The organism is Mycolicibacterium fluoranthenivorans, from assembly GCF_011758805.1.
GTDB classification, from domain to species: domain Bacteria; phylum Actinomycetota; class Actinomycetes; order Mycobacteriales; family Mycobacteriaceae; genus Mycobacterium; species Mycobacterium fluoranthenivorans.
In genome coordinates, this window is record NZ_JAANOW010000001.1 from 2579165 (window position 1) to 2592720 (window position 13556).

Annotated in this window: 15 protein-coding genes; 14 read left to right on the plus strand and 1 reads right to left on the minus strand. The window is 65.0% G+C overall.

Annotation, left to right across the window (positions count from 1 at the left end; translation table 11 throughout):
- Positions 1–7: 7 nt before the first annotated feature.
- Positions 8–1069: an AraC family transcriptional regulator gene (locus tag FHU31_RS12440; protein WP_167158666.1), complete on the minus strand. Its 1062-nt coding sequence runs from the start codon at positions 1067–1069 to the stop codon at positions 8–10.
- A 205-nt stretch (positions 1070–1274) separates the two neighbouring features.
- On the opposite strand from FHU31_RS12440, the gene FHU31_RS12445 reads away from it, so the two are divergent.
- The 14 genes from FHU31_RS12445 (at position 1275) to FHU31_RS12510 (ending at position 13520) form a co-directional block, all read left to right on the plus strand.
- The gene (locus FHU31_RS12445) at positions 1275–1802 is read left to right on the plus strand and encodes a DUF1641 domain-containing protein (protein WP_167158668.1); all 528 of its coding nucleotides are present in this window, start codon (positions 1275–1277) and stop codon (positions 1800–1802) included.
- A 53-nt stretch (positions 1803–1855) separates the two neighbouring features.
- Complete coding sequence (locus FHU31_RS12450; protein ID WP_167158670.1) at positions 1856–2821, plus strand: NADH-quinone oxidoreductase subunit B family protein; 966 nt, start codon at positions 1856–1858, stop codon at positions 2819–2821.
- A 61-nt stretch (positions 2822–2882) separates the two neighbouring features.
- Positions 2883–4493: a nickel-dependent hydrogenase large subunit gene (locus FHU31_RS12455; RefSeq protein WP_167158672.1), complete on the plus strand. Its 1611-nt coding sequence runs from the start codon at positions 2883–2885 to the stop codon at positions 4491–4493.
- A gap of 65 nt (positions 4494–4558) precedes the next feature.
- A complete protein-coding gene (locus tag FHU31_RS12460) occupies positions 4559–5320 on the plus strand; it encodes a hydrogenase maturation protease (RefSeq protein WP_167160965.1) in 762 nt (253 codons plus the stop codon).
- A gap of 8 nt (positions 5321–5328) precedes the next feature.
- A complete protein-coding gene (locus FHU31_RS12465) occupies positions 5329–5535 on the plus strand; it encodes a hypothetical protein (RefSeq protein WP_234901188.1) in 207 nt (68 codons plus the stop codon).
- A gap of 16 nt (positions 5536–5551) precedes the next feature.
- The gene (locus FHU31_RS12470) at positions 5552–6805 is read left to right on the plus strand and encodes a tetratricopeptide repeat protein (protein ID WP_167158674.1); all 1254 of its coding nucleotides are present in this window, start codon (positions 5552–5554) and stop codon (positions 6803–6805) included.
- A complete protein-coding gene (locus tag FHU31_RS12475; protein WP_167158676.1) occupies positions 6802–7707 on the plus strand; it encodes a NifU family protein in 906 nt (301 codons plus the stop codon). Before FHU31_RS12470 ends, FHU31_RS12475 begins: the two co-directional genes overlap by 4 nt.
- Before the next feature lie 9 nt (positions 7708–7716).
- Entirely contained in the window at positions 7717–8895 is a 1179-nt protein-coding gene (locus tag FHU31_RS12480; RefSeq protein WP_167158678.1) for an NHL repeat-containing protein, read from the plus strand.
- Positions 8892–9719, plus strand: a complete 828-nt coding sequence (locus FHU31_RS12485) for a hypothetical protein (RefSeq protein ID WP_167158680.1) — start codon at positions 8892–8894, stop codon at positions 9717–9719. The genes FHU31_RS12480 and FHU31_RS12485 overlap by 4 nt, the downstream gene beginning before the upstream one ends.
- Positions 9720–10125: 406 nt before the next feature.
- A complete protein-coding gene (locus tag FHU31_RS12490; protein WP_167158682.1) occupies positions 10126–10530 on the plus strand; it encodes a PaaI family thioesterase in 405 nt (134 codons plus the stop codon).
- Between the two features lie 196 nt (positions 10531–10726).
- Entirely contained in the window at positions 10727–11311 is a 585-nt protein-coding gene (locus FHU31_RS12495) for a TetR/AcrR family transcriptional regulator (protein WP_167158684.1), read from the plus strand.
- 457 nt (positions 11312–11768) lie between these two features.
- Positions 11769–12083 (plus strand): hypothetical protein, encoded by a 315-nt coding sequence (locus FHU31_RS12500; RefSeq protein WP_167158686.1) that lies wholly within the window; start codon positions 11769–11771, stop codon positions 12081–12083.
- Entirely contained in the window at positions 12040–12555 is a 516-nt protein-coding gene (locus FHU31_RS12505; protein ID WP_167158687.1) for a hypothetical protein, read from the plus strand. The genes FHU31_RS12500 and FHU31_RS12505 overlap by 44 nt, the downstream gene beginning before the upstream one ends.
- A gap of 242 nt (positions 12556–12797) precedes the next feature.
- Positions 12798–13520, plus strand: a complete 723-nt coding sequence (locus tag FHU31_RS12510; RefSeq protein ID WP_167158689.1) for an alpha/beta fold hydrolase — start codon at positions 12798–12800, stop codon at positions 13518–13520.
- Positions 13521–13556 lie beyond the last annotated feature (36 nt).

Below are 13556 nucleotides of genomic sequence, written 5' to 3' on the forward strand. Positions count from 1 at the left end.
GACGTATTCAGCGGCGCAGGGTTTGCGATGGTGACTCGCCCCAGCGCTTGCGGTACTCGACACCGAAACTGCCGAGGTGGTGAAACCCCCATCGTTCGGCGACCGATGTCACCGTGATGCCGTCGGCTGGTGTGGCATCCATGAGTTCCTCATGGACCCGCTCCAGGCGTCGCTCACGCAGATAGGTCATCGGCGTCATACCGAGCTGCTCGTGGAAACCCTGTTGGACTGCCCGCACACTCATGTGCACGGCTTCGGCGACCGAGTTCATCGTGATGTGCTCGGCGAGATGGTCGTCCAGGTACTCGACAGCTGCCTGAACCACCGCTTTGCGTTTGGCCGTGCGCCCCGGTGACGTGAACTCGGTGTGGTAGTTCGACGGTTGCAGGTGCAGCAGACTGCTCATCACCAGATCTTCGACGGCGCCGATACCCTGCCCACGCCCGACCAGCGAACCAGGGTGGAACACCTCGGTGTGAATAAGCTGTACGGCAGCATGCCAACGCATCGCGGCCTCGCTGGTGAGGTCGAATTGGGGTTCAAAAGCCAGAGGCTGCGCAAGGCTGCGTCCGATGATCCGGGTCAGGTAGGCCGTCATCGCCGACTCCTCGATCCGGATGACCAGCTGTGGGGAGTCCAGATCGAGGCGCATGGTCAGCGGGTCGCCTGGGCTGCATACCGCCGAGCAGATGCTGTTCGCCTCGAAGGTGTTGCCGCGGTGGCTGACCAGTGCGCTGCCGTTCATCGGTATGTGCACGGCGACATAGTTGCCCAATCTCGGGATGTCGATCGTGGCGGGCACGTGCAGGTCGAAGTACAGCATGCTGACATTGCGCAGACGTACCCCGTGCATGCCTGCGGCGAATCCGTCGGTGTGCTCGTCGGCAACGTGCAGTGCCAACGGCGACAACGCCTGGCCCAGCAACGTGGTGGCCTCGCGGATGTTCTCGGTGTAGAAGATCTCGTTGCCGGTCAAGGCGGGAGGCACGCCGCGCGACCGGACTTTTCGCCGAACCGGGTCTTCGGTATGGCGGACGTCGATGAATCCGAGGCGCTTCAGGCGTGACATCGTGGCCACCCGGCAGGCGTTGACAGCATAAGCAGAGGCTCACCTAAACGATCGACGGCTTCACGCAAGTTTGCACCAATCCCGCTGCGCACCAGCGTATTGAAGTGTGCGCAATCCTGACAATAACTGCGCGATAGCGATAGGCGCAGCCCGTTCGGAGAGCTAGCTTGTGAACGAGGCCATATCTTCAGGCACGGAGGCACACATGACAGCGAACGGCCAGGTTCTGTACGTGTCGCCCGCCGATCAAGTCCGCGCCAAGCTGGACGATCCCCGGGTGGCCGCAGCGCTCAACGATCTCCTCGAACACGCCGACCTACTGGCAATTCTGGTGTCCGGCCTCGACGGACTGGTGCGCCGCAGCGATGAGATCAGCGATTCCGTGACTTCGGCGATCGGTGAGTTCAAGGGTGAGGTGAACACGCCGCTGAAATCGGTGGACCTGGCGGGCTTGGCGGGCACTTTCGCGACGCTCTCGGGAAAGGTGATCGAGGCGACGCCCGCGCTGAATTCTCTTCTCGGGTCAAGCCTGGTCGATCCGCGGGCGGCCGAGGTGCTCGGGCAACTCGGTGCGGCACTCGTCGAGGCGAAGTCTGCCACCGCGCGCAATCCCGAGGGCCCGAAGGGATTCTTCGGAATCCTCAAATCGGCCAAGGACCCCGATGCGGTCCGCGGCCTCGGGTTCCTGCTGCAGGTGGCCAAGGCATTCGGTAGACAACTGGCCACCCGATGACACCCGCATGACCAGACCCCGGTGCGCCGGGGGCCATCAGGAGAGGAGTGTGCATGGCTTCGGTGCTGTGGTTTCAAGGAGGTGCGTGCAGTGGTAACACCATGTCGTTCCTCAACGCCGACGAGCCCAATGTCGTCGACCTGATCGTGGATTTCGGGCTCGATCTGCTCTGGCATCCATCGCTGGGTCTTGAATTGGGTAAGAACGCGCAGAAGGTCTTCAACGACTGCGCGAGCGGCGAACGCCCACTTGACATCTTCGTCTTCGAGGGCAGCGTCATCGAAGCGCATGGCGGACGGATGGACATGTTCGCCGACCGGCCGATGAAGGACTGGGTCACCGACCTCGCCGGCGCTGCACAGATCGTCGTCGCGATCGGTGATTGCGCCTGCTGGGGTGGTATACCCGCGATGGAGCCCAACCCGTCACAGTCCACCGGACTGCAGTTCCACAAGCGCGGTAAGGGCGGCTTTCTCGGCCCGGACTTCAAGTCGAAGATGGGTTTGCCCGTCATCAACATTCCCGGCTGTCCGGCCCATCCGGACTGGATCACCCAGATCCTTGTCGCCTTGGCCACCGGCCGTGCCGGCGACCTGACACTGGATGAACTGCACCGCCCTGAGACGTTCTTCAAGACCTTCACCCAAACCGGTTGCACCCGTGTGCAATTCTTCGAGTACAAGCAGTCGACGATGTCGTTCGGCGAAGGAACCCGCACCGGGTGCCTGTTCTACGAGTTCGGCTGCCGCGGGCCGATGACCCATTCGCCGTGCAACCGGATCCTGTGGAACCGCCAGTCCTCCAAGACGCGGGCCGGGATGCCGTGCCTGGGCTGCACCGAGCCGGAGTTCCCGCACTTCGATCTGGCGCCGGGCACCGTGTTCAAGACGCAGAAGGTCAGCGGGGTCATTCCCAAGGAGGTGCCCGAGGGCACCGATCACCTGACGTACATGGCGCACGCCGCGGCGGCCCGCATCGCCGCACCGCAGTGGTCCAAGGAAGACATGTTCGTGGTCTAGCGGCGGCGCAAGGCCGCGCAGTCCATCACCACCGGAGTTCATGGAAGGACCACAGCAAAAAATGACCGCACTCGACCTCTACGTCAGCCCACTCGGGAGAGTCGAGGGTGACCTCGACGTCCGGGTCACCGTCGAAGACGGTGTCGTCACCTCCGCCTGGACCGAAGCCGCGATGTTCCGTGGCTTCGAGATCATCCTGCGCGGCAAGGACCCTCAGGCCGGGCTCGTCGTATGCCCGCGCATCTGCGGGATCTGCGGTGGCAGCCATCTGTACAAATCGGCGTATGCCCTCGACACGGCGTGGAAGACACACATGCCGAACAATGCGACCCTGGTGCGCAACATCTGTCAGGCCGCCGAGACGCTGCAGTCGATCCCGCGGTACTTCTATGCGCTGTTCGCGATCGACCTGACCAACAAGAACTATGCGAAATCGCCGCTGTACGCCGAGGCGGTGCGGCGCTTCGCCCCGTACGTGGGGACGAGCTATCAACCGGGCGTTGTGCTTTCGGGTAAGCCGGTCGAGGTTTACGCGATATTCGGTGGGCAGTGGCCGCATTCGAGCTTCATGGTGCCCGGTGGCGTGATGTGCGCGCCGACACTCTCGGACGTGACCCGCTCGATCGCCATCCTCGAACACTGGAAAGACGCCTGGCTCGAAGGACAGTGGCTGGGCTGCAGCGTCGACCGCTGGCTGGAGATCAAGACCTGGGAGGACATGCTCGCCTGGGTCGACGAGAACGAGTCCCAGCACAACAGCGACTGCGGGTTCTTCATCCGGTACTGCCTCGACGTCGGCCTCGACAAGTACGGGCAAGGAGTGGGCAACTACCTCGCCACGGGGACCTATTTCGACCCGGTGCGCTACGAGAACCCGACGATCGACGGGCGCAATGACGCCCTCATCGGCCGTTCCGGTATCTATGCGGGAGGTGACTGGCACCAATTCGATCAGGCCAAGGTCCGGGAGGATGTGACGCATTCCTTCTACGAGGGCAGTCGGCCCTTGCACCCGTTCGAGGGAGAGACCATCCCGATCGATCCCGAGGCAGGCCGAGGTCTTGGCAAGTACAGCTGGGCCAAGTCGCCGCGCTACGACATCGGCGGCGGACTCGGCAACATCCCGTTGGAGGCGGGCCCCCTGGCCCGTCGGATGGCCGCGGGCGGTCCGAATGCGCTGCCGCACCAGGACAACGACCCGCTGTTCCCCAACCTGTACAACTCGATCGGCCCGAGCGTGTTCGTCCGCCAGATGGCGCGCATGCATGAAGCCCCCAAGTACTACAAGTGGGCTCGTCAGTGGCTCGACGATATCGATCTGAAGGAGAGTTTCTACACCAAGCCCACCGAGTACGCCGAGGGTAAAGGCTTCGGCGCCACCGAGGCGGCTCGGGGAGCGCTGGCGGACTGGATCGTCATCGAGGACTCCAAGATCAAGAACTATCAGGTGGTGACTCCGACGGCGTGGAATATCGGCCCTCGGGACGGTGCCGAGGTCCTCGGCCCGATCGAGCAGGCGTTGGTCGGTTCACCGATCGTGGATGTCGAAGACCCGGTTGAACTCGGGCACGTGGCCCGCAGTTTCGACTCGTGTCTGGTGTGTACCGTGCACGCCTACGACGGTAAGACGGGGAAAGAGATGTCGAAGTTCGTGATCAACGGGATGGTGTGATCCTGACGGCCAATGAACCGGACACCGGGGTCATCGATCTCGAGCCGCCGGGCTGCGAGGTGCTCGTGGTCGGCTGTGGCAACCTGCTGCGCGGTGACGACGGCGTGGGACCCGTGCTGGTGCGCCATCTCTGGGAATTCGGCGTGCCCGACGGCGCACAGATGGTCGATGGCGGAACCGCCGGCATGGATACCGCATTCCGGATGCGGGGCGTGCAGCGGGTCGTCATCGTCGATGCCGCGGCCACCGGCGCGAAGCCCGGCACGGTGTATCGGGTGCCTGGCGAGGAGTTCGCCGAACTGCCGCCGCTGCAAGGGCTGCACACCCATTCGTTCCGGTGGGATCATGCCATCGCGTTTGCCCGCTGGGCGTTGGGAGATGCGTGCCCGGCCGATATCACGGTGTTCCTCATCGAGGTGGCCGGCGTCGAGTACGGGGCCGACCTGTCCGAGCCGGTGCGGGCCGGGATGCAGACCGTCATGGACATCATCGAGCGGGAGTTCCTTTCCGCGCTGCGGCCGGCGACGGCCGCCGAGGTGACCGTCGAGTTCACCGAGGACGGGTATATCCGGCTCGATGCGGCACTGGCCGCGAGTAGGTTCGCCTCCGACGCGGTCGCGGCCGTCGTGCGCGATGACGACTTCTGGCTGATTCCGTTGCGCGGCCCGCGCAGCGGCGGCCTGCTGCTCAAGCAGCGCAACCCGGCGGGGGACCGCAGTGCACTCATTCACGAAGTGCTCCACGGTCGCATCCCGATCGGCACTCGCCGTGCCTTCTGGGATGACGAGCGTGGCGCGCTGCGGGTTCCCCTCGAACCGGCCACGTGATGGTGGTCATGAGTTCCGCTGAGGAGGCGCACGCCGTCTACACCCTGGTGGTCGAGGAGCGCGGGCAGTTCGCCGTCGACATCGTGGTGGTATTCGCCGACGGCGTGGTACGTAAGCGCGTCCACACCTACCGCACCCGCCGGCGGGCCGAACTGGCGGCCGGGCTGATCAAGCGTGCCGCCGAGCGTGACCTCAACGAGCCCAGAAGAGGGTGACATCGATGGGAGGGTCGTGACCGATACTGCGATCGCCGAGACTTCGGCGAAGCTCGCCGTCCGTCCACAACCGGTCGGGGCGTTCGGCCTTCCCCTGGGCTATCTGTTGATCCCCGCCGGTGTGGACACCGAACCGGCCCGCGAGGCGCTGCTGGCGGGTTGTGTGCCCGAGGATTGGCCGGCCCGTCTCGCCGCGCATCGGTACGCGTTGGCCGGTGACCGCGACGCTGCCTTGGCCGCGCTGGACGGAACCGATCCGGTGACCCGGTACAACCGTTTCGTGCTCGACCCAGATCTCGAGGACGCCGACAGCCTGCGGTCGGTGCTCGGCGAGTTCGCACCACTTGTCGACGTGGTCTCGTTCGCGCTGGGCCGTGCCGACGAACCGCCCGACGTCGGTGCCGCTGATGGCGAGTTGGCCGCCGTCGTTCTGGCGGCCCGCGCCAGCCACCTGTTGACAGACGATCCGCCGGCGGCCCTCGCCACCCTCGACTCGGCGATCGAGATCGCGCGCAGCGTCTCCCGGCCGCTGACAGGGATCCTGCTCGGTGCGTCGGCTTCGGTCTGCATGACATCCGATGACCCGGGCGAGGCCCACGAGCGCATGGAGAAGGCTCTGCGGCTGCTCGACGATGCTGACGGCCTGCGCGTGGAACGCGCCGAGTTACATCTCACCGCCGCGGGTCTGCTGCACGAACAGGCCCAGGAGAACCCGGGCCTGATCGCGCAGGCCGTGCCGCATTACCACGCGGCTCTGCAACTGGTACGGCGCGAGGACGCACCGTTGCTGTGGGCGTCGGCACATGCCAATCTCGCGACCGCCTACCTCACCATGCCGATGGTCGAGGCTTCCAGCCGGCTGCGACTCGGTGTGGCATCGCAGTCGCTGCGATCAGCGCTGACGGTGTACACCCGCGAGGAGTATCCGGAGCAGTGGGCGAGTGTCCAACTCAACCTTGCCAATTCGTTGGTCTACTCACCGTCGAAGCATCAGGCCGACAACCTCGTCGAGGCGGTGGAGCTCTACGAGGCGGTCCTCGAGGCCAGGGACCGCCATACCGACCCACTCGGCAGGGCGCGGGTACTGGCCAACCAGGGCAATGTGCTCGCTCATCTCGGTGCGTTCACGGAGGCCAAAGCCAAGTTGTACGAGGCGCGGTCGCTGTTCGAGGAGTTGGGTGACGGGGAATCGGTGCGTGCGGTGCGCGGTGTCCTCGACGAGGTGGCCCGCCAGATCACGCTGAATCGAACCGAGGTACCGCCCAGATGACCACCGTGGCCGAACACTCCACTGCAGGCGGTGTCGACGAGCCGGAATTCGAGAAGCTCGCCAAGCGGGTGGACGATGCGATGCGCGCGCTGGCGGGGCTGGACCCGATGTCGCGGGCCATCGCCGAGGAGGTCAAGGCGTCCGTCGAGGCGATTCACCGGGCCGGACTGGTCAGCATCGTACGCAGGCTCAAGGCCGACGAGGCGACTCGTGCGGCATTGTTCGAGCTGGTCGACGACCCGGTGGTGCACCTGCTGCTGTCGATTCATGAGATTGTCCGGCCCGATCCGATGACGCTGGCCAATCGTGTGCTGGCGCAGGTGCGGCCGCAGTTGCAAAGTCATGGCGGCGATGTCGCCTTGGTGCGCGTCGAGGACGGCACCGCGTTCGTCCGGCTCGAGGGCGCGTGCAATGGCTGCTCGATGTCGTCGGTGACGCTACGCACCCTGGTCGAGGGTGCGCTCACCGAAGGCGTCCCCGGCGTGCACCTGGTCGAAGTGCTGCCTAACGAACCGTCGCCGACCCTGATATCGGTGGAGTCGTTGACCATCGGGCTGAATCCGGCCAACGAAGGTTGGGTGCGGGTAGGCCCAGTCGCCGATGTGCCCGACGGGAACATCACCGCGACAAGCCTGACGGCTGACTCCGGCGCCTACGCGGAGGTCGTGCTCGTCAACGTCGGAAACAGAATCACGGCGTACCGAAATGAATGTGCCCATGAGGCACTGCCTTTGGATAATGCGGTGCTTGATGTCAGCAACGGGACACTCACCTGTCCCTGGCACGGTTTCTGTTACGACGCGACATCGGGTGAGTGCCTGACCGCACCGGGTGCCCAGTTGGAGCAGCTGCCGCTACGGGTCGACGACGCCGACGTCTGGGTCCGAGTCGGGCGGGGATGAGCTGACAACATGAGCCGCTACACCGTCCGCATGAATGTCAGCGGACGACCCGACCGGCGCGATATTGCCCCCGAGGTTGATCTGCGTGGCGGCTGGTCGCCAGAGGTGTGGCTGGGCGCGCCCGCCCCCGGTGGCCTGGCGCTGCCGCCGGCGGCCCCGACGATGGCCTGGATGTATTCGCCTCGGGGAGTTTTCCTCGGCGAGAACCTGGTCGTGGTAGCAGATTCCGGCAACCATCGGGTGCTGATCTGGCACGGCATACCCAGCGATGATGAGCAACCTGCCGATGTGGTGCTCGGTCAGCCCGACGGTACGACCGAGGGCCGGGCGGCCAACGGACGTGGCCCCGAACGCGGGATGAATCTGCCGACCGGGGTGCTGGTGCACCAGGGGCGATTGATCGTCGCGGACGCCTGGCACCACCGCATCCTGGTGTGGGATGAGGTTCCCATGCTCAGCGATACGCCCCCGGATCACGTTCTCGGGCAGCCTGATTCGTCCAGTGTTGCCCCGAATCGTGCCGGTGAGTGTTCGGCGTCGACGTTCTACTGGCCGTTCGGCATCGCCGTCGTCGGTACCCGCTTCTGGGTTGCGGATACCGGTAACCGGCGGGTGCTCGGCTGGCATGGGGGCATCCCCGATCCTGGATGTCCGGCCGATATCGTGCTCGGGCAGCCTGACGGCACCCAGCGCGAGGAGAACCGCGGTGGCGCGGCGGGCCCGGCCAGTTTCCGCTGGCCGCACGACATCGCCGGCGACGGTGACCAGCTGCTGGTCGCTGATGCCGGCGACCATCGGATACTCGGCTGGTCCCCACACCCCGAGGCCGATCGCCCGGCGGATATCGTCGTCGGCCAGCCGGACTTCAGCAGCGTGACCGAATGGCCGTACGGACCGCACACCGGCGACCGGTTCCGCTTTCCCTACGCGATCGGTCTGGACGGCCGGCGCCTGGCGATCGCCGACACCGCGAACAATCGGATTCTGTTGTGGGATGGTGTGCCCGCGGACGGCCGTGCAGCGGATCATGTTCTGGCGCAGCCGGATTTCGCGTCCAACGGAGAGAACCGGTGGACGTCGGTGAAGCCGGACACCCTGTGCTGGCCGTACGGGATCTCGTTGCGGGGCGATCGGTTGGCGGTCGCGGACTCCGGTAACAATCGCGTGATGATCTGGCGTCGCTCGTGAGGCCCCGGATCGTCCAGGACGAAGGTCAGTTGGGCTTCTTCTGGGTGACGGCGCGCGGCGCGCCGACATCGCTACCAGCCCTGGTCGCCGCCGATGACGAGCCGGACCGGCTGGTTGCCACGCACCTCGAGGCGATCGACGACGCGCTGATCATCGCCGCCGGGCGGTTCGGTGAGATACTCGGCGGCGGGCGGCGCCCGACCCGCGACGAACGCGATGACCTGCGTAGCCTGCACCGCGCCCTCGATCGGCTCTGCCACGAGTATGCGACCGCACTGCAGGCGACTGTGCGCACCGCCGATCTTCGGGCGGGCAAGATCATCGGCACCGCGGCGCTGTTCTCCATCCTGGCCCGCGAGCCGCTCGGATTGCTCGGGCCCGCACCGTTCGACGGCGAGCTCGACGATCCGGCGGTCGGTGTCGTCGGCGGGTTCGGTGAGCTGGTGCAGGTCGACCCGGACCGGCCGTGGCTGGGAGCTCGTTGGGTTGTGAGAACTGAAGCAGGACAACGCTATCCGTTGACACTATCGATGCTTCTGTTCGACAGCTCGGGGGTGAACAAGGAAGCGTCGCGCAAGGAACACCTGGAAGCGCTGCGGACCGTGGTCGGCGCGGCCACGACCGCCGGTGCCGACCCGATGGCAGTCACTTGTGCGCTGGACTGGCTGCTGTACGACTGGCTGATGGCGCACCGGGACGGCCCGGACAGTGCCGAGATCGTGTTCCCCAAGGGCTACGAGCCGGATGCGGTCCTCATCGTCGCGGCGGCGGCGGCCTCCGCCGCGGCCAGGGCGACATTCGATCCCGGGTTGCTCGGCCTCTAGGTTGCGGTGATTCAGCCCCTGCGCCCGGGACTCGCCCGGGTGACCACGCAGGTCTCCGCAGCTCGGCCGTAGGACGATGAAGAAGGGTGTTGCGCGGCAGTAGAAGTCAGGCGCACGACCGCTGGTCGTGTACCCCGGGCGGTCCCCGAGCCGCCAGGGGGTGTATCCCGACGCGTGCTCCATCGTGATGGCCGCCTCCCGCGATGGCCTCGGAGCAGTCAGTGCTTGCCCTTCCATGCACGCTGCTGAGCAGACTATTTGTATGTTAATCTAATTTTTGTGCTGGCATCTAGCGTTGATGCCATTCATCCTTGAGTCGTTGCGAAGGAACGCGTTGTCTAGATACATTCCGCCGCCATTTGGTGGCAGCTGGCAGGATTGGGCTGCGTGGGGGTCAGAGCTCTCGGTGGCAAAGGGCCTGAATCTGAAGTGCACCCACGTCGAGGCCGGCCGCGCCACGTTCGTCTTGGATGGTGACGATTGGTTCATCAATTTCAATGGTGCGGTCAACGGCGGCATCGTCATCGCCTGCGCCGATTATACTTTCGGCCTAGTGGCGACGACATTGTTGGACCCGCAGACTGTTCCGGCTACGGCCACATTCACCAGCGACTTCCTTCGCCCTGCCATACCGCCGATAACCTTCCACGCGTCGGTAGATCGGATCGGACGCACCATGGCCTTCATCTCAGTTCGGGTGACCGACCGCAACGGCAAGACATGCAACGAGGTCCGAGGGACGATGATCGTCGACGGTTCATCGAGGACCGCGGCGGTCCCAGGCATGGTTTCTTCGATCGAAGTGGAGTAGTGCTTCGTGCGGTATCGGCCTTGAGGCGCTTTCGGCGTTTCCTGCGCATGTGCCTACAATCGATGGCAATCGTGCGGTGAGAGAGTGATGATCATGCCATTTGGGTTGTCTGCGGTTGGCGCATGGTGTGTCTGCCGAGCCTTTGACCGACCGCTGTGCCGAGGGGGTCGCATTGACAGGTGAGACGAGATCGGCTGTGGCGAAGGACAAGCCAGCGACAGGCTTGCGTGAGCGCAGTAAGCAGCTCCGCATCGATCGCATCGTTGACGCGGCGCTGGAGATCCTCCGCGAGAACCCTGACGAGAATCTGACATTGGATCGCGTGGCGGCTCGGGCAGAAGTCGCCCCCATGACCGTGTTCAATCTCATCGGGAACCGCGATCAGCTGTGGAACGCGATGACTGATCGGGCGTTGAAGAGTCTCGAGCCGTCCTCGGTGGCGATCACGGATCCGCGGGAGCGGGCGTACGCGATCGTCGAGGAGGTGGTACGTGTTCTACGGTCGGACCCTGACGTCTTCCGCCAGTTGTTGGCCGGCTGGAGTCAGAGCGGCCGCGTCCTGCAGCACGATCCCACCGCTGCGCTGATCGACTGTCTACATCAAGCCCTCAGGGAGGGAACGGCAAAGCCGGGTGTCAACGCCCGTAAGTACGGGGAGGTGCTCGCCGCCGGCTTGATCGGCACAATCCACCAGTGGACTGCCGGATTGCTCAGCGATCGTGCCTTCCGGTTGCGGGCGCGCGCCGTCGTCGATGTCGTGTTCGACGCCGCTCGGCCCTAATGGCAATCGGCGACTCGGCTCACCGGTAACGGGTAACTCCACCGTCGGGGGAAGGATTTATTCTGACCAGCGGGGGGCTGGGCGCAGGCAGATGACCGTCACACCCGCGATGAGGAAGATGTAGTTACTGATCGGTCGTGGTGGGCGTCAGCGTGGCCCGCCCAGCCGAACGTCTTGTCGATGTGGCAACCTTGGTGCCGCTGTCCGTCGACTACGAGTACATGCATCCCTGGGCAGCGAACCGGCTGTGCTTGACATCGTGTCGACAGCCAGCGTGACTGCGCTGCAATCGTTTACGTCGAGATGAAGGTGCCTGACGCGTCATCGATCGGCTCGGGCGCTTCGTGGGTCATGCCGGGGATGTCGGTGAGCAGGTCGGTGGTCAGCATCGCCTCGTAGCTGGGGATCGCTGCGCAGGAGGGTATCTTCAGCGAGGTTCGTGCCGAACGTGGATCCGATGTCTGACGTGAACCGCGTGGGAACCGACGAGAACCAGTTTTGTGATCGCCTGCGGATCGAGCGCTGCCGCGCGGTAGGCCCGGCTCGACTCCACCGAACGGCATACATGCGCCTCCTTGGACGCTCCATTTATGATCATCGACGTCTTGATAATAGGGACGAGGTTGTTGTGACGCTTTCCCTTTCGTACAACTCCGGCGGAGTCTGTGAGATCACCTTGAACAGACCGGAGGTGCTCAACCGCTTCGACAATCAGTTGCAGATCGATCTTGCCCACGGCATTGGGCATACATTGCGGCGGATCCCCCGGTGAGGGTGGTGGTGCTGGCGTCTACGAGAAAGGCATTTTCCGCTGGGGGGATTTCGAGCTGATGCAGGTTGCTCATGACGATGCCGCCGTCCGCGCGGCGACCGTCGAGGCGGGTCAGAACCTGGTGCAGGCCTTTCTGGCCCTCAAGCAGCCGATCGTGGTAGCCGGCGACGGGGAATGCCCCCTCTGGCCGGCGGCGGAGGGAATGCTGTGGGCTCGACGCTATCTGCTTATCGATGAGCCCGCGGAGACGCTGGTGCGGGCCCGCGAGATCGCTGGTTGCTTTGCCGCGCTGCCTCCGCGCCGCGTCCCGCGAAGGGCGGGCGCCGTCGTTCACCGGTCACTGAATCCGCCGAAACTCGCACTTAATGAGACGGTTCGTACCTATAATCAATTGCCATGTATGACCCGGCGACGGTACCTGATGCGATCGAAGCCCACCGGGTTGCGGTTCCTGCCGGTTTGGGGCTGGTGATGGCGCGACAGAACCCCGCCATGATCACCGCAGTCGTCATGGCTAAACGGCACGGCGTGCTTCCCCGGCGTCATGCTGGCCGGTGTCACCGTCGTGGTGTGGCGGGCCAACCGGTCGACGCCTACTGGTCCAGGACAGGCTGAAGGACAACATCTTTCGTCTCGAGCTGGAGAAGAACATCCGACGTTATGTTGATCGACAACCCGACCTGGCATCCCAGGGCGTGCACCGTTGAAAGGTTCATGATGAAGACGTTTGTGCTGGTCCATGGCGGCATGCATGGTTCGTGGTGCTGGGACCCGATCGTCGGGCCGCTGCGCGCCGCGGGCCATCACGTCACGGCGGTCGACCTGCCTGGCCGGCCCGGAGGTCCGGTGGGCTCGACGGTCGACATGAATTCCTATGTCGAGGTGGTTACAGCAGCTATCGACGCGGCGTCGGGTCCGGTCGTCCTCGCGGTGCACAGCCTCGGCGGCGTCACCGCGAGCCTGGCCGCCGAGTCTCGTGCCGAGTCCATCTCACGACTGGTCTTCGTGAACTCGTTGCTGGTCGACGACGGAGAGACCGCGCTCGGCGCGGTGCTGCGGGGCGGGTCGGAGTGCGTACTCACTCGGGAGGGTGCACTGGTGGCATCTGCAGACGGGTCGACGATCGCGCTGGATTCGCCGGAGACAGGTGTGGATGCCTTCTACAACTGCTGTGATCCCGAGGTCGCCAGGAATGCCGTGGCCAGGCTGGTACCCGAGCCGCTCCCGCCGGTCCTGGAACCGCTCTCGATCACGACGGGTCGATTCGGCGCGGTGCCCAAGACCTACGTAGGCGCTCGCCGAGATCATGTGCTGCCCTGGGCGCTTCAGACGTCAATGGCTGACGCCTACTCGGCCGAGTTCGTCGAGCTCGGCGGCGACCATTCACCGGTTCTGTCGGCAACCGACGACCTGCTGTCCGTGCTCGCCGAGGCGTGATCCGGCCTCGGCGACCCTGCGGGCCGATGAGCCGGG

What these genes read in the sequence shown, in the direction of transcription:
- FHU31_RS12440 (WP_167158666.1), bottom strand. Translation starts at nt 1,069, where the DNA reads ATGTCACGCCTGAAGCGCCTCGGATTCATCGACGTCCGCCATACCGAA.
- FHU31_RS12445 (WP_167158668.1), top strand. Translation starts at nt 1,275, where the DNA reads ATGACAGCGAACGGCCAGGTTCTGTACGTGTCGCCCGCCGATCAAGTC.
- FHU31_RS12450 (WP_167158670.1), top strand. Translation starts at nt 1,856, where the DNA reads ATGGCTTCGGTGCTGTGGTTTCAAGGAGGTGCGTGCAGTGGTAACACC.
- FHU31_RS12455 (WP_167158672.1), top strand. Translation starts at nt 2,883, where the DNA reads ATGACCGCACTCGACCTCTACGTCAGCCCACTCGGGAGAGTCGAGGGT.
- FHU31_RS12465 (WP_234901188.1), top strand. Translation starts at nt 5,329, where the DNA reads ATGAGTTCCGCTGAGGAGGCGCACGCCGTCTACACCCTGGTGGTCGAG.
- FHU31_RS12475 (WP_167158676.1), top strand. Translation starts at nt 6,802, where the DNA reads ATGACCACCGTGGCCGAACACTCCACTGCAGGCGGTGTCGACGAGCCG.
- FHU31_RS12480 (WP_167158678.1), top strand. Translation starts at nt 7,717, where the DNA reads ATGAGCCGCTACACCGTCCGCATGAATGTCAGCGGACGACCCGACCGG.
- FHU31_RS12500 (WP_167158686.1), top strand. Translation starts at nt 11,769, where the DNA reads ATGTCTGACGTGAACCGCGTGGGAACCGACGAGAACCAGTTTTGTGAT.
- FHU31_RS12510 (WP_167158689.1), top strand. Translation starts at nt 12,798, where the DNA reads ATGATGAAGACGTTTGTGCTGGTCCATGGCGGCATGCATGGTTCGTGG.